The sequence below is a fragment of the Roseofilum sp. Guam genome (assembly GCF_017746735.1).
Taxonomy (GTDB): domain Bacteria; phylum Cyanobacteriota; class Cyanobacteriia; order Cyanobacteriales; family Desertifilaceae; genus Roseofilum; species Roseofilum reptotaenium.
This window is the reverse complement of record NZ_JAGHZN010000027.1, coordinates 17392-39292: the sequence shown is the minus strand read 5'-3', so window position 1 is coordinate 39292 and position 21901 is coordinate 17392. Positions and strand designations below refer to the sequence as shown.

16 protein-coding genes and 1 riboswitch are annotated in these 21901 nt (G+C 46.8%); of the genes, 4 read left to right on the top strand and 12 right to left on the bottom strand.

The features are described 5' to 3' along the window. Positions 1 to 924: a phosphate/phosphite/phosphonate ABC transporter substrate-binding protein gene (locus tag J7529_RS12150; RefSeq protein ID WP_318729178.1), complete on the bottom strand. Its 924-nt coding sequence runs from the start codon at positions 922 to 924 to the stop codon at positions 1 to 3. 327 nt (positions 925 to 1251) lie between these two features. Continuing rightward, complete coding sequence (locus tag J7529_RS12145) at positions 1252 to 2751, bottom strand: hypothetical protein (protein ID WP_318729177.1); 1500 nt, start codon at positions 2749 to 2751, stop codon at positions 1252 to 1254. 480 nt (positions 2752 to 3231) lie between these two features. After that, positions 3232 to 3379: riboswitch (cobalamin riboswitch) on the top strand. A gap of 601 nt (positions 3380 to 3980) precedes the next feature. On the opposite strand from J7529_RS12145, the gene J7529_RS12140 reads away from it, so the two are divergent. Then, positions 3981 to 4418, top strand: a complete 438-nt coding sequence (locus tag J7529_RS12140; protein ID WP_318729176.1) for a hypothetical protein — start codon at positions 3981 to 3983, stop codon at positions 4416 to 4418. Positions 4419 to 4497: 79 nt separating this feature from the next. Here J7529_RS12140 and J7529_RS12135 read toward each other — a convergent pair whose 3' ends face one another. Both J7529_RS12135 and J7529_RS12130 read right to left on the bottom strand, forming a co-directional pair. Beyond that, complete coding sequence (locus J7529_RS12135) at positions 4498 to 5085, bottom strand: ribonuclease HII (RefSeq protein WP_318729175.1); 588 nt, start codon at positions 5083 to 5085, stop codon at positions 4498 to 4500. Positions 5086 to 5097: 12 nt separating this feature from the next. Then, positions 5098 to 7179 carry an Rne/Rng family ribonuclease gene (locus J7529_RS12130; protein ID WP_318729174.1) on the bottom strand — a complete coding sequence of 694 codons (2082 nt, stop codon included), beginning with the start codon at positions 7177 to 7179 and terminating at the stop codon, positions 5098 to 5100. A gap of 666 nt (positions 7180 to 7845) precedes the next feature. Between J7529_RS12130 and J7529_RS12125 the strand changes: the two genes are divergently transcribed. Then, positions 7846 to 8439: an esterase/lipase family protein gene (locus J7529_RS12125; protein WP_318729173.1), complete on the top strand. Its 594-nt coding sequence runs from the start codon at positions 7846 to 7848 to the stop codon at positions 8437 to 8439. 263 nt (positions 8440 to 8702) lie between these two features. On the opposite strand, the gene J7529_RS12120 is transcribed toward J7529_RS12125, so the two are convergent. From J7529_RS12120 to mutL, 5 genes are all read right to left on the bottom strand, one after another. Further along, entirely contained in the window at positions 8703 to 9731 is a 1029-nt protein-coding gene (locus J7529_RS12120) for an alcohol dehydrogenase family protein (protein ID WP_318729172.1), read from the bottom strand. A 324-nt stretch (positions 9732 to 10055) separates the two neighbouring features. Continuing rightward, entirely contained in the window at positions 10056 to 12947 is a 2892-nt protein-coding gene (locus J7529_RS12115) for a calcium-binding protein (RefSeq protein WP_318729171.1), read from the bottom strand. 100 nt (positions 12948 to 13047) lie between these two features. Next, positions 13048 to 14361: a serine/threonine-protein kinase gene (locus J7529_RS12110; RefSeq protein ID WP_318729170.1), complete on the bottom strand. Its 1314-nt coding sequence runs from the start codon at positions 14359 to 14361 to the stop codon at positions 13048 to 13050. A gap of 317 nt (positions 14362 to 14678) precedes the next feature. Beyond that, entirely contained in the window at positions 14679 to 15461 is a 783-nt protein-coding gene (locus J7529_RS12105; protein WP_318729169.1) for a calcium-binding protein, read from the bottom strand. A gap of 122 nt (positions 15462 to 15583) precedes the next feature. Continuing rightward, a complete protein-coding gene (gene mutL, locus J7529_RS12100; protein ID WP_413038876.1) occupies positions 15584 to 17263 on the bottom strand; it encodes a DNA mismatch repair endonuclease MutL in 1680 nt (559 codons plus the stop codon). Between the two features lie 211 nt (positions 17264 to 17474). Here mutL and hisG point away from each other — a divergent pair, with 211 nt between their 5' ends. Beyond that, positions 17475 to 18122: an ATP phosphoribosyltransferase gene (gene hisG, locus J7529_RS12095; RefSeq protein WP_318729168.1), complete on the top strand. Its 648-nt coding sequence runs from the start codon at positions 17475 to 17477 to the stop codon at positions 18120 to 18122. A gap of 253 nt (positions 18123 to 18375) precedes the next feature. Further along, complete coding sequence (locus tag J7529_RS12090) at positions 18376 to 19779, top strand: BCD family MFS transporter (RefSeq protein ID WP_318729167.1); 1404 nt, start codon at positions 18376 to 18378, stop codon at positions 19777 to 19779. A 433-nt stretch (positions 19780 to 20212) separates the two neighbouring features. Here the strand turns inward: J7529_RS12090 and J7529_RS12085 are convergent, their stop codons facing one another. From J7529_RS12085 to J7529_RS12075, 3 genes are all read right to left on the bottom strand, one after another. Beyond that, positions 20213 to 20530, bottom strand: coding sequence for a hypothetical protein (locus tag J7529_RS12085; RefSeq protein ID WP_318729166.1), 318 nt, complete (start codon positions 20528 to 20530; stop codon positions 20213 to 20215). Between the two features lie 111 nt (positions 20531 to 20641). After that, on the bottom strand, positions 20642 to 21295 hold the full coding sequence (locus J7529_RS12080; protein WP_318729165.1) for a cofactor assembly of complex C subunit B: 654 nt from the start codon (positions 21293 to 21295) through the stop codon (positions 20642 to 20644). 95 nt (positions 21296 to 21390) lie between these two features. After that, a complete protein-coding gene (locus J7529_RS12075; RefSeq protein ID WP_318700365.1) occupies positions 21391 to 21885 on the bottom strand; it encodes a DUF4079 domain-containing protein in 495 nt (164 codons plus the stop codon). Positions 21886 to 21901 lie beyond the last annotated feature (16 nt).

Sequence of the window (21901 nt, the reverse complement as noted above, 5' to 3'; positions counted from 1 at the left end):
TCAGTCTGAGTTGTCTAATCCTAGGGTTTCTTGAATGCGACGAATGGGTTCATAATCTTCATCTTGGACTGAAGTATAGCCAGAAGCTTGATCTCCTCCAACCAATCCTAAGCCTGGAGGTGCTTCAATCAATGCTTTACGAACCTTTAGCTTGAACTTATCTGGAAGGGTAGAGCGAATCACCAGAGGAGCATTGGGTAAAGGATCGGATTGCCAGAGGATGGTATAGCGATCGCTGGATAATTCCCCTGATTCTATTGCTTTCTGGTATACTTTTTCTTCAATAGCGATCGCATCTACTTTTCCTTGCGCCAACGCCATAGTATTTTTATCATGACTTCCCGCATAGTCGATCTGTGCAAAATCATCCTCTGGATTAATCCCAATCTCTTGAAATTGGGCACTCGGGACTAAATAACCCGAGGTTGAAGATTGACTGACAAAACCAAAACGTTTACCTCGCAAATCCTCTAAACTTTTAATTCCTTGACTGGTATCGGCCACAATCACCCCAGTATACCAAGGGCGGCCAGTAGACTTTTCAATGTGGGCAACGAGGGGTTCAATATTAGGATTTTGATCTTTGGCTTTGATATAAGAAAAAGGGCCTAAATAAGCCATTTCCACCTTTTCTTCAACGATAAGTTGAATGGAAGTCTCATAATTTGGAGTGATTTCAAAGTCCGTCGGAATGCCTAGGGTGGATTCTAAATAGGCGGCAAATTTTTGCTTTTTTTCCTGTTGTATTTCTGCACTGCGATCGGGAATAACTGCAATGTAGAGTTCCTTGACTTCTGCGACAGATGAATCAGAGTTGAGATCGGCAGAGCCTGTCGGATTCGGTGCAGAGCAGGCCGCAGTGAGGATAGATAAAGCGATCGCCCAAATAGACATCCGATTAACACGCTTTCGTATAAAAAACATGGTCAACACAGGGTTTCTCCGCTCAACTGGCCTGGATTATATCATTGAAACTGCCGATCTATTACTTGGGAAATTTTGAATTTAAATAGTAACATAAATTACAATTAACCATAATATTAACTAGAGGAATTGAAAGAAAAGCTTCAATCCTATATTTTTGACCATAAACTTCTCTAAAGAAAGAGACACTAACTGAAGAGTAGCACTCTTGAAGTAAGGCTCAATATCATTTATCTTATTTCTTAAGATGTTTTTGGGTTAACGCTTTTCTGAACTTCGATCAAGAGCTGAGGAGGATAAACCCTGAAAATTGCACAACTTGCACCGTTATCTCTTTTTAGGCAAAATTCGGGGTAAGACCCATTTAGCCATTGCCCAAAAACCGATCGCGAAGCCAAAACTGAGTACGACGGCAATAACAAAGGGATGGGGATATGTTCCGGGATGTTTGCTGAAAAACGGAACCGTCATCGCTTGTTGTTTAAAAATCAATGTGGAACTAGAGGCTGCGATCGCCCCGGCACCGATCCCAATACCGATCGCCTGAATATGGTCTTGTAGGTCTTGATGTTGCTGTTGTAGCTTGCGATCGCCCTCTGCTTGCTCGATCTCGATTAAACCACGAATCGTGGCGATCGCCGTATCCAATAGTCGTGCGCCTTCTCCGAGATAGGTGAGGTTAGCGGTGATTTGCTTTTGGAACTTACGAAATTGGCGATCGGCTAACTTCAGCGTCGAAGTTAAATTACTGTCGGTAATGTTCTCAATATAGATGATTTTCTGTTCATAATTCTCCCGATGCAAATCAATCATATTGTGGAAATCGGATAAACGGCGCAAATTTTGCGAATAGGAGAGGGAAATATCCAGCAGTATCTTCAACTTTGCCCTAAGCTGGTCGAGCTGTAATGGGGATGAATCAGGAGATTTATTGTCACAAATATTGATCGTCAATTCTTGAGAGATTTGTTCAATCTTGTTGATATTTTCTAATCCTTTCTGATAGGCTTGCTGACTATCTTCATAGTTTCTGTAATTCTTATGATCGTAGAAAAACAATTCTGCTAATTCCAGTTGTGCCCGGTCTAAGCTCGTAATACTCTCTTGACCAAAGGTCAGAAACAACCAAATTTTACCATAATATCCATCGAGTTCTGGACCACAAAATTCATATACATACCCCTTAAAACATCGCCAACGATTTCTTAACGGCGGTGCAGTTTCCACAGACGGTAAACCTAAAAAACTTAGTAAACAGATTTGGGCAAATTCTGTTAAGTCTTCCGGCTCTTCCCTCAGTTGGGCACTGAAGATTAGGGTTTTACCCAAAAAGGATGCTCTTAAGACTTGGCACAGTTTTTGCTCCTCCAGATTATCCTTAGCGCTAACCGTTGTACCACTAAAATAATGAATTGAAGGTTTTAGAGTCTGTAATTCTGCAAGCGTTAATCCATCTTTACCGCTCAAGTCAGGCAAGTAGAACGTAAACGAGCCAATATAACTATCATCAAACAATTGGGGATAGAAAAAACCCTTAATAGGAGGCAGCCACGCCAGAATAAAATGTTGAATTTGGCGGTTATGATCTGCCTGAATCTCTAACAGGTCAAAGGCTTGTGCTTGGGGTTGTTCTGAGCGCCACTGAACCTGAAGCGGCGAACCTTGGGAGTCACTGGCGTGATAATCCCTTAAAAGTACCTCATAATAGGCTTGGATTTCTGAACGGCTCATATCAATGCGATCGGTGTTGGTTAAACTTCCCGTTTGCCAGTGATATGTGAACAGACGCAATGTTACTTTATAGAGTTTTGGGAATCCATTAATCACGGTTTTTAGACTTCTCTTTTTTGCACTTTACCTAATTCTGTTAGGCAGTTTTAATCCCTGAGCGTACATAGGGTTTGGTTAGGTCAATGTTGGGATCTCTATGCAAAATCCGATCGGTGGTTTCTTGGATGTTCTTCAAGGCATTGAGGAGACGAGAAGACTGATGCGAGTTGCCTCTTTTTCACGTTCCTGGGTGAGGACTTCTAGGAACTGGCAGATGATGCGATCGTGTTCTGAGACTGACATCGATATACTTCAATAGGTGACCTGATTCGATGATATCGCAAGATTGGAAATCAAATACGCGGAGAGATCATTGGGAATGGAATGCAGTGGAATGAAGGAATACTCGCCATCTCGCGAGTCTTGCTTGATCCACTTCGCGGACATGAATACGGAGTGCGTTAGCGAAGCTTGTGTAAAACTCTCTGTAAGTCTGTCTATCTCCCCAACTATGGTGAGAGTGGAGATTTTGTGATATAGTTGAGTCTGAAAGTCGGTTCTAGTGGGGATCAGCCGCTAGAGGAAACGGGGAAAGTGCAGTGAGAATCTGCCGCTGTCCCGCAACTGTGAAGGAAGAATATATCACCTCCGAGTCAGAATGCCCGCCGATCGCTAGTCCATGCTCTATAACATCTGCGAGGTACGGATGATAGTTAATTCAATATTTTTACCATCAACAAAGAGCTATAATACTCCGCACTACTGGTGCGATCGCGCTCTGCACCCGATTCAGTGCAAGGGTTCGCTTACCTTGCCCATAAATCCATAAGTAACACAACAAACATAGCGCAATAAAGCATAGGTTAGGCGAGAAGATAGCAGTTTCTTCTGCTATGTTGTAATGCGTTTGCCCTCTTTTTTACCTCCCTTTTTTTAAGTAGGGCTAGGGGGAGACTCTCCAGACACGGGGATTGATGTGTAGCGTAATTTTTGGGATTTGATATAACCCTCTTCTGTCACTGTCCAAAAAAGGGGGGTGAAATCCTTATTCTTTCGTTAGCGATAATGCTCCGCATCGCTTCGCGATCGCGGGCTGTAATGACGGAAATTTCTGCTTCGGGGACATGAAACGTCAGAATTTCCAAGAGTGACAGAAGAGGGATAAAGACATTTTTGGTTCTCCGTTCCCTGTTCCCTAAAACCACAATTTAGCTGTCCTAACTTAACGAGTGCCTTGCTATATACCACCGAGAGAATAGAGAACGTCTATACAAACCCAACTTCTTATGGAAAATGATCACTTGAACTGGGAACAGGAGTTTATTGCGACAAACTTCATGGTGATCGCCTATAATGCTTGGGCTGGCTATTTGAGTGGATCTCGTGGGGTTGTCGTTTGTTCTACCCACAATCCCCATCTGGGGATAACTGGTGAAACATTCTCGGCTGCCTTTGTTCCTCGTTTTCGTCTCGCGCCTTTTCTCAATGCTTGGCTGAGTATTCCCGATACCCGAATTGTACGCCATCATTTTATGAACGCCCACATTTTGGAAGCAGTCGATACTTACTGTCCAGAGACAGAAGCAATTTTTTTATTAGAATCGGGGAATCAAGTGACATTCTTTTACCTAAAACATCTACCCTTGACCCCTCCAGAGTGCTACGATCGCATCTCTAGAATGAGGGACGAATTTCATCCCTCTCTCTCGAAAGTCAATTCTTGAAGATATAGCAGAGAAGGAGTTGGTTATGGTAGGCAATAGGTGCAGTCTTAGCGCTCCTTTCCCTTGCTATAACACCTATTTATTGAGCCTGGAATGACTTGAGTTTAAACGATCGCCGATGCAAACAAGAGGGGCCAAACTGGGCGATCGCCAGGCGGTGTTTCTTGGTGCCATAGCCCTTATTCGCCCTCAGATCGTAGTGAGGAAACAACGGATCTAAGCGAGTGATCAATTCATCACGCCAGACCTTAGCAACGATGCTGGCAGCGGCGATCGCCACCTCCGTCCGATCGCCCTTCACCACTGTCCTCTGAACCCTGTCTAACTGGGGAATCTCATGGCAGCCATCCACCAAACACACTCCGGGAACCTCCGCGAGTTTCAGCACCGCCCGCTTCATCGCCAACAACGATGCCTGTAAAATATTAAATCGATCGATTTCTGCCACCGATGCAACACCCAATTGACAATCAAGAGCCAAGTCTTTAATAACTCCCAATAAGGTCTGTCGCTTTCGGTGGCTCAACGTCTTACTATCTCTGACTCCCAAATCTTGCAATTGACGCTCTACTTCAGGTGAGATCATCACAGCAGCAGCCACCACTGGGCCGAAGAGCGAACCTCGGCCCACCTCATCAATACCTGCCACTCGAATGACTCGATCCAAAATAATGATGAATTATTCTGAATCCGCAGAAGAGCGACGGCGACGACGGCGACGAGGTTCTGGGATTTCCTCATCCGTCTCCTCTTCCGCAACACTTCCCTCATCGAGCGCTTCTTCCTGTGAAGTTGGGCTACTCAGGTCTTTCTGTTCCAGAGTCGGAGACATCCATCCCCAATTGCCTTCTTCTTTAGCCGTTTCCTCTGAATCTGGGGAGATCTCTTCCCGAATCTCTGGAGTCGCTACCAGGGTTACAGTTGAACCCTCAGAATCATGGGCATCTACTGAACTAACCTGGACAATGGTTGCTTTTGGGTTTTTGTTTTCTCCATCCGGCAACAACACCAGAGGGGAAATGCCCATTAAAGCATAGATATTTTGCTCTTCACCGGTCATGGGAACCTTGACCACCTCTGGAGGAGCCTCGATCGATCGTCCCCCGATACGTTTACGGGGATTAGTGGGTTTATCCCAATAATCTTTGCGAGAGGAGAAGCGAACATCAGAAGGCCGCGATCCTTCATGGAGAGTGGTGACTGAAAAATCAGCGCCACTGCGATAGGACGGTTCCTGATACCCATATCCGCCTGAATCTTTGGTCTCCGGTCGGCGGCGGCGAGTCCGTCTGGCGATCGCCTCCTCATCGGCTGCAAAGCCTTCTCCCATCTCATCCATACCCGCAGAACTTCGCAGGGATGACGGTTCTCCATAACTGGAGCCAGACTCAGAGCTAGAGCCAAAATCATTAGAAAAGTCTGGCTTAAGCGTGGGAGCTGGAGTTTCAGTAAAGCGCTCTGGAGTTGGCGTTTCCCGTCCTACAGTATAGGAGCGATCGGGTAAAGCAGAGGGAGGCTCTTCGAGTTCTCCTGGCAGAGTAGCCAAATGGCCTAAACCATTACACACTTTGCAGGTATGGCCAAATAGCTCATAAATATTTTGCCCTTGGCGTTTACGGGTTAATTCAACTAAACCCAACTCTGAAAGTTGGGCTACTTGGGGGCGAGCCTTATCTGCTAAGAGGGCTTCTTCAAAATGTTGCAGCACCTTTAACTGATCTTTGCGGGAGTCCATGTCAATAAAATCGACAATAATCACACCAGCAATATTACGGAGACGCAGTTGACGGGCGATTTCGGTGGCTGCTTCGCAGTTTGTCCACAGTACGGTTTCACGAGCAGTGGCTGAACTGGTAAACGAGCCAGAGTTCACATCAATCACCGTTAAGGCTTCCGTTGGCTCAATAATTACGTAGCCTCCGGAAGGCAAGTCTACCCTGGGTTTGAGCGCTTCCCGAATGGCTGCATTCACCCGGAAATATTCCAAAATCGAGTTCTTTTCCCGGTGATGGTCAATCAAGATACCCGGCGGGATTTTACCAGCATTCCAGTTAATAATTTGTTGTTTCACCCGCTTAAGACCGGTATGGGAGTCTACCACAATGCGATTGACATCATTGGTGTACATATCCCGAAGGACGCGGACAATAAAATCATCATCTCGACCCAATAAGGCTGGGGGAACGGCGGAACTCGCTTCAGCTAAAATTGATTCCCAGCGGCCGAGTAATTCTTCCAAGTCTTCCATAATGGCTTCTTCAGCCATACCTTGGGCTTCGGTGCGCACCAACAAGCCCATCCCCGTCGGTTTAATCAGAATTGCTAAGGCACGTAGGCGCGATCGCTCCTGAGACCCCATTATTCGCCGGGATAGGTTCACCCCTCGTCCATAGGGCATCAGCACCAAATAACGACCGGGCATGGTAATGTTACCGGTTAAGCGCGGCCCCTTAGAACCCGTGGGTTCCTTCATCACCTGCACCAGTACCTTTTGTTGGGGAACCAGTAGCTCCGTAATCGTTCCTGAGCCTCGTTTGAGCCTCAGAGGGCCGAGATCCGTCACATGAATAAATCCATTTCTTTGGGCATCGCCAATATTCACAAAAGCCGCATCAATACCGGGTAAGACGTTCTCTACGCTACCGAGATAAATGTCTCCAACTTGATGACTTCCTGTGGCGACTACAAGTTCTTGGATTTGATCTTCTTCAAAAACAGCAGCTAATCTATGCTGCTCGGCGATAATAATTTGCTTTGGCATCCAATTTCCTCAAATTATGCATGTCAGTAATAGGTAAGCAGCTTACGCATTCAATTTGTCTCGCTGGTGTTCTGGGTTGCTCGCCGCCAGCCGATCGCAGGGGGGAAAGAGCGTGACCCTCGTTTACTGCACAACCGGCAGCCAAGTTCTATGCTTTAGCCTGAACCCTCGGTTATGGGACTGAAATACGATACCCCATTACGTTAGGGGTTCTTTGTCTCTCATGTGCGATCGCCAAAAACTGTGACCCCATCGTAAGGTCATAACTAACTATTGTATCAAACTTTGGAGAGTGAGGGAATGGGCAGATGGGGGAATGGGAGGACACGGAGAGTTGAAGGGAGCGCAGACGCAACGTTCAAGAATGATTATTTTTTAATTCTTACAGGTAATTCCTAAAGAAAAAGTAAAGAGGAGAAGTGAAGCAAGATAAGCAGGAGTTATAGTAAGGTTAGGAAGTTAAGGAAAATTGATTATCAGTCAATTGCCCCGAATTGTCAACCTAAAGTGCCCAGCAGATTCCGAGTGACCTGAGTGACAAAAAAACAATACAGCACTTTGCTTGCGTTATGAAACACAAGCTTGAATCCTCTCTCGCCATGCACCACAACCCTATTCCCTATTCCCCAGCACAAAATGCTGTAAGTGTTTAAGAATTGAATTGATATGTCAAACTCCCGTAATCCCGTAGTGCTCATTCATGGTATTTTTCGTAAAGCCTATGTATTTAACCGCATGGCAAAATACCTAAAAGAGCGCGGATGGGAAGTCCATCGATTTGATGTCGTTCCCAACACCTCAATTGTGGGATTAGATCAACTAGCCCTACAAATTAAAACCTATGTCGATCAAACCTTTGCCCCCGATCAACCCATTGATTTAATCGGCTTAAGCATGGGGGGCTTAGTCAGTCGCTATTATGTCCAGCGCTTGGGAGGACTGGATAAAATTCAACGATTTATCACCATTTCTTCTCCCCATCATGGGACTTATCTGGCTTATTTATTGCCGTTTATTGGTTGTGTACAAATGCGTCCGGGGAGTGGATTTTTAGCCGATTTAAATGCAGATATGCACAAGTTAGAGCAAGTCAAGTTTAGTTCTCTTTGGACTCCCTACGATTTTGTCATTGTGCCGGCACAAAGTTCACAAATGCCTGTGGGCAAAAATGTTAAGCTGTCTGTATTCCCCCATGCGATGATGGTACGCAGCAACAGTACCTTGGTTACCGTAGCAAAAGCCCTGACAGATAAACTGTAAGAGGATACAGCAGTTTCCTTGGCTATAGGGTACAAGGATCGGAATTTTCCTTGAGCGTGCCTTCCCGTGAAAAGCCTGAAAAATGGGCACGCATAGCGTGAAAAATGATTTTCCCTTCTGCCCATTACTATTACCCTTCTGGCGCGTGAAGCGCTGTACTACTCACATGCCTGGCAAAGACTTCGCTCCACTTGAATAGCTGAGATTGTCATAACCATGGGATAAACAACTCCCGTCTGTGCGATCGCTCTAGAAAATTGTCCTCAGTCCAAGGTGAGTACAATTTTCCCCATGAATTTTTTTGCCAGAAACATTTCTTGGGCCCGAGCAATTTGCTCTAAGGGAAAGGTCGATGCCACAAGAGGGCGAATCTGTCCCGTTTCAATAGACTGAATCAGGTGAGAAAAAACAGATGGCTCCAATTGGGTGCAACCAAAGAACGTCAGATCTTTTAAGTACAGGGTTCTGACATCGAGGGAAACATGGGGGCAGGCGATCGCCCCTGCCGTCGCATAACGACCTCCTGGCTGGAGAACATCAAGCAAGACAGGCCATTGCGATCCAGCAACCAAATCTACCACGACATTCACACTGTTGTGTCCCAAAACAGTCAACAGATCGTCATTTCTAGAGATGGCAGTAGATGCCCCCAAATCCAGTATTCCAGACATTTTGGAGCCAGATGTGATAGCAATGACTTCAGCACCTCGTGCTTTGGCTAACTGAACCACTGCCGAACCCACTCCACCCGAAGCGCCAGTCACCAGGACACGATCCATTGCACTCACCTGGGAGCGGGTGAGCAAGTTTTCTGCCGTGGAATAGGAACAGGGAAAAGATGCCAACTCACTGTCGCTCAAGGGACTATTGACCCGATAGGCATGACGCGATGCCACCATTGTATATTGGGCAAATCCTCCGTCACACTCCGACCCCAAATACCACGGAGAAGACAAGGATTTCCCATTAGCCTCAACTAAACAAGGTTCGACCAAAACGCGATCGCCAATTCGGCTTGGGCTAACATTGGCACCAACATCGACAATATAGCCACACACATCAGCGCCTTGAATCCGAGGAAAGACAAGGGGCTGACCGGTCCAACCCGTCTCTTCAGCAGCAGTATCCTCTTTAGAATACCAACCAACGCGGGTGTTGATATCCGTATTATTCACCCCAGCAGATTTCACTTGAATGAGGACATCATTTGAACCGGGTTGGGGGACGGGAATATCATTTCGCATTTCCAGCCGATCAAGTCCCCCATGCCCTGTTAACCAAATACCACGCATCTTTGAGGTAATGATGCTTTCATCGTCAAGTTTCCTCCTTTTCTTTTCAAGCCTTTTGTCCTGTACTGAGAATCAAGATATCTTTACTTTTTTGAGAGCCAAAGATGTGCTTAAGGGGGAAATCAGTTTTGGGGCTGATAAATTCCATCATGGTAATGTGGGTGAGAATCTACCCTAAACGTCAAGAAATTCCAATTGTTATGGGCTGCTGTGGTTCATTTCGCGTGTTTGTATTGTATCGCCCAACAAAAAAGTAGGGGTAATTCATGAATTACCCCTATTCGATTAGGATTTAACCTAATCTAAATGCTCAGAATGGAGAAACTACACCAGCGCAAAGGACTGACTAAAGTCAACGCTGGCAAAAGCAGTTGCACCAACAGCAAAGGCTTGAGAGCCAATATTGCCGCCGACAAAGACGCTACTCATGACAGAAACATTACCCGTAACATTCACCTGAATGTCAGCAGTGCTAAAGCTGAGTTGCTCAGGCGCTACACCATTGACGATACCGAGAACGGAGGTTACACCATTATTGGTTACCTCGATAATGGTATTACCGTTGACTACGGTGAAGGTCAAGTCATTGGGAGTAATGCCACCGGTCAAGCCAATAGTATCGCCTTCGCGGTAGTCTAAAATCAGGTCGGCTTCGGCTACGGTTGTGGCTGCGGTTCCGGTGCGCAGAACGAAGACATCATTACCTGCACCACCGATAAGGGTATCTTTACCAGCATCACCACTAATGACATCATTGCCATCACCACCGTTGATCAGGTCATTTCCTTGACCACCAAAGATGTTGTCATTATCTGCACCACCATCAATAGAGTCATTGTCTTGGCCGCCATTGAGTTGGTCTTCGCCAGCATCTCCATTGACGATATCATTACCGCGATCGCCTGAACCCATATCGTTACCATCGCCACCACTAACGGCATCATCCCCTTGTCCGCCGTAACAAGTATCATTACCGGCACCACCGTTAACCGTATCATCACCTTGGTTACCATTGGCAGAATCATCCCCTGCACCAGCATTAATTTGATCGTTACCTTGTAAACCAAGAACCACATCAGCTCCAGCCGTACCAACAACCACATCATTATTGATGCTCACGTTAAACTCAGTGGTGACTTGAACGGAGACATTGGTGGTAGTCGTTGTTGTAGAACTCGGAGGCACAACGGGGTCAGTAACCGTAGTTGGGGGTTCCGGGTTGGGGAAGGCGGCGAGAATTTCTGCACTCGTTAAATTCCCAACTTGTTCAACCACACCTGCTCCTCCAGAGTTGCTTTCAAAGGAGAAGAAATCAGCGATTACCAAATCACTTGCTGCGTCAAACTGGCCATTATTATCGAGATCGACGACTAAATCCGTACCATTGCGTAAAACCTGAGTTCCGGTTGCTGGTGGTGCATCTTCACCTTGTGGAGGTAAAGATAGGGTAACCCCTTCAACCTCGATGACATCACTCATACCGCCACTATCTTTAATTGTGGTTCCCACAGCATTGGCAGCAGTTAATTTATAAGTATCGCTACCACCGCCAGCTTCCAGGCTTAATCCCGCAACTGCACCACCGGTAATCACATCATCAAACTGAGAACCAATTGCGCCTTCAAATCCAGAAATAATGTTCTCAAATTGACCCACCACTGTGATACCGGTTTCGAGGTTGATTTCTACGCCGACAGAGGCTTCCACATAGGATACGAAGTCTATACCCACGCCACCCGTTAAGGTATCATTGCCTTCTCCACAAGTCAGGGTATCATCGCCTTCTCCACCATCAATGTTGTCGTCACCTTCTCCACCATCGAGCGCATCGCCATTTTCGCTACCCGTAATTGTGTCGCTACCCGTGGAACCGGTAAATCCTTCAACCCCTTCAATAGCATTGTTGAGTTGGACACCTCCTGCTAGGGTTCCGGTGACAGTAGTGGTTCCTGATGCAGAGACGCTGATGGATAATCCCACATTAACAGAAATATCTAGCTGTACATTGATGAAGCTGACTATATCAAATCCAGCACCACCAATAATTTGAGATGTGCGATCGCCGCAAATTAGGAGGTCATCTCCTTCTCCTCCAACTAGGGCATCCCCACCAATGAGGGTGTCTTTACCATTGCCGCCCACTAGACTGTCTGCACCCTCTCCACCGACGAGGCTATCATTGCCATTTCCACCAACGAGAGTATCATTACCCTCTCCACCGACGAGAGTATCTTTACCGTCGCCACCAACACAGGAGTCATCGCCTTCTCCACCGACACAGGAGTCATTACCATCGCCACCGTCTAGGGTATCGTTATCATCACCCCCGTCTAGGGTATCGTTACCATCGCCACCGACACAGGAGTCATTACCATCGCCACCGACACAGGAGTCATTACCATCGCCACCAAAGCAGGAGTCATCGCCATCGCCACCGATGAGGGTATCGTTATCATCACCCCCGTCTAGGGTATCGTTACCGTCTCCACCGACACAGGAGTCATTACCATCGCCACCGACACAGGAGTCATTACCATCGCCACCGACACAGGAGTCATCACCATCGCCACCGATGAGGGTATCGTTATCATCACCCCCGTCTAGGGTATCGTTACCGTCTCCACCGACACAGGAATCATTGCCTGCACCACCAGCGCAGGAGTCATTACCGTCTCCACCGAGGCAAGTATCATTGCCATCTCCGCCATCTATTTCGTCGTCTCCGTCAGTACCGGATAATCCAGAGATTCTTGAGAGTCTACCTGAACCCCCACCTGAACCCCCGCCTGAACCTGTCGCACCTGAACCTGTCCGAGCGGTACCCGTGCGTGTCCGAGCAGTCCCTGTGCGTGTACGAGCGGTTCCTGTGCGTGTACGAGCAGTACCTGTGCGTCGTGAGGATTTTCCAGATCCACCAATGAGAACATCGTCACCATTGCCTCCCACTAGCGTATCTTCTCCACCTGCCCCAATCAGGATCTGTCCATTGTTTAGAGTACCGGTGATGCTACCTGTTGCTTGAGCATCAATGGAAATAATTGCTTCACCAAGAGTAGGAATGGTGGTGGAAATTTCGAGGGCAAATTCGGCGATTTGACGATCGCTAAGTTCTGAGACAGCTAGATTAAAGTGAGCTTGGAGTTCAGCTTCATAGTTGACTTTGACGAAGGTCAGAGCTTCAACGGATAGAGTGGATTCAGCAGTAATGAATGCCATAGTTAATTCTCCTGATTCTGTGTATATAGCACTGGGAAATTGGGTAGATTGGTGTAAATCAGTTTACCGATCGCCGATTACCCATTACCAGTGCATAGCGCTATAGTCCACAGCGCTTGAGTCGTGATCCTAGGTAGGGCCATAAGCGCCCCCGTCTTCCCCAAGTGGGAAGATGGCCCTGGGGAGCGCCAAGATCGAAGGTAAGCTTGACGTAGGCTAACCATGAGTGGTCGGGCGATCGCCAACCGACGCGATCGCCGAATTCTTCATAGTTTTTGTCTAAAGACCGCCAAATGCGGTTTTGGACACTCAACCCAAAGTGACCGTTACTATAATGCACCCATAAGCGGTCAAGGGTTCGCAAATCTCGACCGGGGAGGTATTTTACTTCCTCTTCCGTGAGGCTACCTTGGGAGGTGCGATCGCTGATTTCGAGCAAAATCTGGTCGGTTTGGCGATCGGCCTCCTGCCAGTCTCCAGCAGCGAGGAGTTGTTCTAAAGGACTGTAGTCCATTCCTACCGCAGAACTCCACTTACGCTCGGTATCATTGATGGGAGGGGGGGCTTGCCAAGCCGGGGAAATGAGGACAATTCCCAATAGATCAAACCATTGTTCGATAGACTGGGGCCGGTCTTCGGGTTCGAGGGCCATGCCGGCTAAGATAGCGGTATTGATGCGATCGCTAATTACTGGATTAATTTCCTGGGGAGGAATGAGGGGATCGCTTTGCTTGCGAGCCAAGCGGCGATCGCGGTTAGTTGCCGACTCTGGCACTTCTTCGGTTAACAGTGCATAGAGGGTCGCTGCTAACGCGTAGACATCGGTGTAAGGGCCCCGAAAGGATTGCCAGTCATACTGTTCTATGGGCGCAAAACCTCGACTCACATAGGTGGTATGACCTTGAACTAAATTAGGCATAAATTTACGAGCCATGCCAAAGTCGATCAGTGTGGTTGAAGCTTCACCCTTGCGCCGTAAAATATTTAGCGGTTTGATATCCCGATGCAAAAACCCTTGATGATGGACGGTATTCAGAGCATCCCCAATTTGTTGGATATAGTGGAGGGCTTCGGCTTCAGGTAAGGCTCCTTCGGTATCTACTAGAGTACCCAAATTGGTTCCTTCAATGTACTCTAGTACGATACACCATAAGTGATCTTCCTGGATCAACTCTTCAACGCGAACAATATGCGGATGGGACGATTTGGCAATCCATAGAGCTTCATTGAGAAAGTCTTGCTGACATTTCTCGAAGTTTTTGTGATTGCGGATCTTCTCGTTGAGCGTTTTAATCACCACATTGTCGCCGGTTTGGGTTTGGGCGAGATAGGTGATCCCAAATCCGCCTTCACCGAGTTTCCTCGCGATTGTATATTGACCATCTTGGAGTTGATGTCCCGTTTGCCACACCATATTGTTTGTTTCTTCCAGACCAACACAGAGGTTTAATTTTGGTATTATTTTAGTCGATTGGCGTTGGTGATTTGGAGGGGAGAATAAGAGCATACATACACCTAGCTAGTCGCGTTTAACGGGACATCACTTTAAGTTATGTCGATACCCCTCCTACAACTTCACTTTTTCGGATTACGGATTTTATTAAAAAACTTCTAATCAGCCGATATACATTTCCGATTTGAGCAGTTCAAATCGGTAGATCGTAGAAAATCAGTCCAGTAAATTTTCTTTGATCAAAGAATTTTATTGTGAACTCTACTTTTCTAGAACTATCAAGTCAATCCCACATCCACTTCTAGAAATCTCACTTGGTTGTTGAAGATTAAACTCGAATCGATACCATAGATTGAAGCAATCACTGCACCTGTGCTAATTTGATCGATTCTGGCTTCAAAACGACCGGTTCGGATGACTGCAACATCATTAACACTAATTCCTGCTAAACCAATCACATCAATTTCTTGATAACCAGAAATCAGGGGTCTATTTCTCGGATCGGTTGCTAGAGAACCCCGTAAAATATAAACATCAGCGCCTGGTCCTCCACTCAAAATTCCGCCACCGCGATCGCCACTGAGGGTATCATTCCCTTCTCCTCCATCAATCATATCGTTGACTATACTTTGTCCACCCCAGATAAAATCATTACCTGCACCTCCGGTTAGCGAATCATCTCCTTGACCCCCTAAAATCAAATCATTCCCATCACCCCCTTGAATAGTATCGTTCCCTTCACCGCCAAAAAAGTAATCATTGCCGCGATCGCCATTTAGGATATCATTGCCCAAATCTCCATAGAGAAAATCATTCCCATCATTGCCACTGATAAGATCATCATTTTGTCCGCCATAACAGAGATCGTTACCCTCACCACCGATAATCGAATCATTACCGGTATTACCACTGAGTAAATCTCGTCCCCCTGCACCAGTTAAACAATCATTTCCTTCTAAACCAAACAAGTAGTCATTTCCTTCTTTTCCTAGGATTTCATCATTGTCTGCTGTTCCCAATAAGATGGCATCTCGGTCATCGGGTGCAATAATCGCTACCATGATCGGTTCTCCTTTTTTTGTAGGGATTTTCGGTTAAAACTGTTGCGTTATGGACTATGGTAGGCCATTTTGCCTAAAAATAGAGGAATTCCAGTACGATCGCCTCAATTTTAGTGTAATTCTTAACGTTCCTGAATCCCATGACTTTTACCAATCACCCAATGGCGGCGGAAAAATCGGGCTAGGGAGGTTTCCTCTAGAGACAGGTATATAGGGCGACCATGGGGGCAGGTGTGGGGGTTGCGGGTTCTTTGCCACCGATCTAGGATATCTTGCATTTCCGGTATGCTCAGGGGGGTACCGTTGCGGATAGCACTGCGGCAAGCTGTAGCAACTTGAGCGGTTTCTAGGTCTCCTCCGGCGGCCAGTTCCCGCAGGGCTTCGGCGCAATCCTCCCGTTGTTGGAGCATTTGGGGAGTGTTCCGAATGGCGTGCAGACCTTCGCCAAAGGGGTCTACGTCTAAACCGATACGGATGAGTTGTTCGACTTCTTTGGGGCTGAGGTGGTTGAGGATGATGGGAGGATCGAGGGGAACAAGTTGCCAGCGATCGCACAATTCCTCGTATAAAATCCGCTCATGGGCAATGTGTTGCTCCACTAGCCACACTCCTCCTGGATGCTCGGCGACGATATAGGTTTGGCGCACCTGAGCGACTGCTTTGAGTTCTAAGGGAGTGGGGGCATTGGATTTGGGGGAAACTTGATAGGAACCGGACTTTTCGGAGGCTCTGAGCAGTTGACCGACACGCTCTTGGTGGACGGCTTGAGGCAAGGTAATATCACTGAGTTTCAGAGCATCAGAGATTGCTTGTTGCACGGCTTCTTGGAGCGGTTTGAGGGGGTGCAGATAGATTTGAGATTTAGCAGGATGACGGTTCCAGTCAATGCGATCGCAGGATAGGTGCAAATGGAGAAAGCACACGGGGTAGCGTTTGTTGGGTACGGTGCGACTCATGGCGGCGATCGCCGTATTTTCCAGTTCCGGACATTGCACCAAACGCCCATTAACAGCAATTTTAACCCAATCGGGTTTACCGCGATGACAGCGATCGGGTAAGCCTAAGACTAATTCTAAGTTATCCAATTCTGGATTCAGTCCCTCCTGCTCTAGGGCAATTTCCCGAAAGCAGAGATCGTTCACCTGTACATCCCGCAGCAGTTGGGGCAGAATGGATTGGGCATTCTTTCCTGGACTAATGGTAAACCAGGGGCGCGAGTCTTGGCTGACTTTCCAGGCAATATGGGGATGACACAGAGCGATATCTTGAATTAGGGTTTGAATGGCTCGCAGTTGTTGGGGAGGGGAGGGAAACCCTTGACGACGCAGCGCCCAAGTTGCAAACAGATGGGAAATCTCTACAATTGTACCGGGGGCGATCGCCACGGCATCAATGATATCCGGTTCCCCCAAAGCATTATACTTTACTCGCCATCCTTCCCCTGCACTGCCCCGACTCCAGATTTCCAGTTGCGAAAGTTGGGCTAAACTATGGAGGGCTTCCCCGCGAAAGCCTAAACTGGTAATGCGATCAAGGTCAGTAATCGTATGAATTTTACTGGTAGTATGCGATCGCGCCGCTTGAATTAAATCTTCTCGATTCATTCCCTCACCATTATCGGCTACTCTGACGCGCCATTGTTGCGGCCAAATCTCGATTTCCAGCCGCGTCGCACCCGCATCGAGGGCATTTTCCACTAATTCTCGAACCACGGCGGCGATCGAGTCAATCACCTCACCCGCAGCGATCCGATGCACCACATCTGGCGGTAAGGATTGGATGGTAGAGACAGGAGAATCGATAATGGATCGGGGAATCTAAACACCTTCCCCATTTTCGCATATGGCGCTTCGCGCTGGAATGGCGGGGGAGGCGATCGCTCGTTCTTATAGGGTTTAATCCCTAGGCTTCTAGCGTGTGTAGGATAGATGGTAAACTGCTCAGACACGGAGATATGGAGAATGAGGCAATAGGGTCTTATCCTCCCACTCCCCCATTCCCCCAAACCCAACCATGCTTACCGTTGCCATCCCCAAAGGGGCATTACTCAAAGAAACGATTCAACTGCTCCAGCAAGTCGGCCTCGATTTTAGTGCCTTTCTGGACTCCAGTAACCGTCAACTGCAAATTGTCGATCCGACGGGAACAATGAAAGGGCTATTGGTTCGTGCCCAAGATGTGCCCGTTTATGTCGAATATGGACAAGCCCAATTGGGTATTGTGGGCTATGATGTACTGCGCGAAAAGAAATCAGCCGTTGCCCAACTTGCCGATCTCGGTTTTGGCTATTGCCGCATGTCTGTGGCAGTGAAACAGTCGAGTCCTTATCAAGATGTACTCGATTTACCGGCCCATTGCCGAGTTGCGTCTAAATCAGTCAATTGTGCCAGGGAATACTTCCATGGTTTAGACTTACCGGTGGAGATTATCCCGTTGTATGGTTCAGTAGAACTCGGTCCGATTACTGATATGTCAGAGGCAATCGTCGATTTAGTCTCTACGGGCAAAACCTTAAAGGAAAACGGGTTAGTGGAAATTAAGAAGTTATTTGATAGTACGGCTTATCTGATTGCCCATCCCCTCAGTTATCGCCTGAATGTGGAAGGCATCGATCATTGGATGACCCAATTACGGGGCACGGCAATGAACACTTATAATTAAGCGATTCGGAGTGCGGGTTGATAAAGGTGATGGCTTGATCTGCTGATGAGTTGCAGAACTTGCCCCCGCATCCCCCCCAGTCTAATTGTTCATCATCGGGAATCCTCTGGAGAACAAAAGGCATCGCACAGTGCCGAAATTTTGTATCCTAAGCATAGGAGAACTAACCTAAGTGTCCCTCGGCGCTCATTGGCATAGCTTCTAACATGTTTGTACCCGATTGAAAGTCTTAAGGTTTAAAAGGTCAACCCGTATGATGGCAACAGGTGAGTCGAAATCCCAAATTAATCTATTGACCATGTTCCGTTTGGGACTCTTTCAAATGGGTTTAGGGATTATGTCCCTGCTCACGTTGGGTGTGATTAATCGGGTGATGATTGATGAGCTGAAAGTGCCCGCTTTGATTGCATCAGGGGCGATCGCCGCCCATCAGTTTGTTTCTCCTGCACGCATCTGGTTTGGCCAACTCTCGGATGCGAAACCAATAGCCGGTTACCATCGCACAGGCTATGTTTGGATGGGAACTCTGCTATTTACCACCACTTCATTTATTGCCATGCAAGTGGTTTGGCAACTGGGAAATAGTGCCGCTACCCTGGGATGGACTCTCCCTACCTACACTTGGGCGGCTTTGTTGGCGCTCGTCTTTGTTTTCTATGGATTAGCCTTAAGTGCCAGTTCTACGCCGTTTGCTGCCCTATTATTTGATGTCTCTGATGACCGAAATCGATCGCAATTGGTCAGTATTGTCTGGTCAATGTTGATGGTGGGTATTGTGGTTGGGGCGATTATTAGTAGTAGCTTATTAAAACAGTTAGGCTTAGATGCTCCTCCTGAAGCCCTGCAAGCATCGATTAATCGTTTGTTTATTATTGTGCCAGCTTTAGTGTGCGTGCTGACCGTTGTCGGAACCCTAGGGATCGAGAAAAAATACTCGCTTTATGGCGATCGCACCAGCGCCGCGAACCGAGAAGATCAAATTACCTTGGGCAATGCCTTAAAAATCCTCACTGCCAGTCGCCAAACTGGGATTTTCTTCACCTTTCTCCTGTTCATGAGCATTAGCTTGTTTATGCAAGATCCCGTCTTGGAACCCTACGGAGGGGAAGTGTTCCAGATGAAAATTTCAGAAACGGCTCGACTCAATGCCTTTTTTGGTATGGGAACTTTGATCGGTATTGCTTCAACCGGTTTTTTAATTACCCCTCACTTAGGCAAACAACGCACCTGTTTTAGTGGCTGTGTAGCAACAGCATTTTGTTCGGGATTCCTCTTATGTTCTGGGTTTACCGGTAATCCTCAAGCCCTCATGTTAAGCCTATTTCTATTTGGATTAAGCTCTGGAGTATTGACTGCTGGAGCAGTGGGTTTAATGCTCGATTTAACTGCTGCGGAAACTGCCGGAACGTTTATCGGCGCTTGGGGTTTAGCTCAGGCAATGGCACGAGGAGGCGCAACGGTGTTAGGAGGAGCTGTGCTAGATCTGGGCAAAGTCTTGTTTTCTGAGCCAGTCTTGTCCTACGGCTTGGTGTTTGTCGTGCAAGCAGGGGGCTTGATTTCCGCTACCTGGCTCTTGAATCGGGTGAATATCCGGGAGTTCCAGGAAAATACGAAAGAGGCGATCGCCCTAGTCATGGAAGGAGATTTAGACGGATAGTAGGGGCGAAAAATATGCAAGCCCCTACAGTTAAGTAGAATTGAAATATATCCTAATATTTAAGCCTTTGGTGATACTCCCCCCGAAGCTTTAGAGGAGTTAAAATTAGCTTGGGAATTGGTTAAAGAAGATTATCAAGAAAAGGGTAAAGATCTTCCTGTTGCACCAGTCCACCAAAAATTCTCTATTAACTCCATAGGCGATCGCACTAAAACGTAATTGGTGCAACTCTCACGCTTTTGCTGGCGCATGACCATGGCGACTAATATTTTCTAGCTGATTTCTCTGCTGTGAAGTTAGCCAAACCTTATCTCGACGACCTCTTCCCATCAGATTGACCTGTTGATATCTATTACACTATTTTAAGCTTGACGCGCCACTACAGGATTTGTCTATAGATTGATAGAAGAGAGATATAAACTGAAGAAAATTGTTATTCTTTTCTAAGATAAACCCAATGCATCTTAGTGTAGGGACTCAGGGGTTGAGGATAATCTACCCTTATACACTCAACATCAATAGTATGATTTTCAAAATCAGAAATCACTTCTGTCGCCACACACTCAATAGATTCTTTATCGTTATCATCATCAAATTCGCCATCAAAAATTGCAAGGATTTGAATGACTTGTTGATCGTATGCACAAGTTACACCTCGAAGGTTCGCTCCAATTTCTCCTAAAAGCGCTCTTTGTAAGGACAATCTAACCCTTGTCCTAAGTTCAGTAGGAGTAAGATTCTCTGAAGTCATTTTAGTCTATGGCCTTGCTAGAAGAATAGGTACACCATGTTTACTATAATGTATAGCAGAGAAAGAGTTGGTTAGGACACAGTTTTAATACTGAAACCTAGCACCCATTCCCTATTCCCTATTACCCATTAAGGAATTGCCAATTTTATCAGCAATTCCAGCAATCCAAACTTCATCTTGCTTCGTATAACTGCGCGGTGCATTCGCGCCTAAGATCATCACGCCATTTTCTCCCAAAGGTTGACAAATAACCCCTTGTGTGTTCTCAGGTAAATAATCAAATTCAATTTTGCCCGGATAAATATTGAGATTGACTAAATAAACCGGTTTACCTTTATCGAGAACCCGTTGCACAATGGGGCCGGGTTTAACCTCAGACTTTGGGCCTAAAATACCTCGGCGCAGCAGTACTTGACCTTGATAATAAATTACCAGCGATCGCCCGGCCGTATTCGTGAGCAATAATTGGGAAGCCCAAGCTAACTCAACTTTGACCAAATCGGGTAACTCAGCAGACAATTCAAAGCCTTCTTCCCCAATTAATTGCACCCGCTCTGGAGGCACAGGTTGAATCTGCTGCCAGAGTAATCCGGTTAAAATTAGTAGGGCGCTAATCATCACGCCTACTACATCAGAACGGCCTTGGGAAGGCGTTAATTCCGGCGTGAATAGCCGATTCACCATTAACAGCGTTCCCCCAATTACGCCAACGATAATCGGCAGGAGTCGTAAAACTTGGTTCGTATCGGTGCGTTTGACAGTCAAGGCAATTAATATAGCGCTTCGCGCTCGCAGAAGGGTAATTGGGAAGCCGATGGTAGGGAGGAGAGTTCCCCCACCCCTACTTAAAGAATTATGGCTTAAATCGATAAGCCCAAGTTCAGACCTAAAAAGGCATGAACAAACAACAATGCCAATGCTGCCGTACCCAAATAAGCATGAAGGGTACGCAAAGAAGGTTTATTATCGCCCCCAAATTTGGTAATTGAAATTGCACCATTGAGACCCAACAGTACTAAGACAATTGAACCCGTCCAAAAGTGGGGACTTTCGAGAATAGGCTGTCCTTGCATCACCAAAGATAAAACTCCTCCGGTATATCCGAGGCCTAAGAATAGAGTTAAAAATGGGGCCAGTTTGCGGTGATTGAGCTTATTTTGAGTCGCTACTTCTTCATCCGTGGCACTCCGTCCGCGCCATCCAGCAACGGCCACAAACGTGCCTAACACAAAAACGACAATGCCCATCATTAGGGGATGTCCCCAATGGGTTATGGGTTCAGGAATGCCTAAACCAGCGAAATAATCGGCAATGGGGTTAACAATCGGTTGCAAAAGGTCTCTAATGGTGTCCATGGAGTAATCCGAGTAA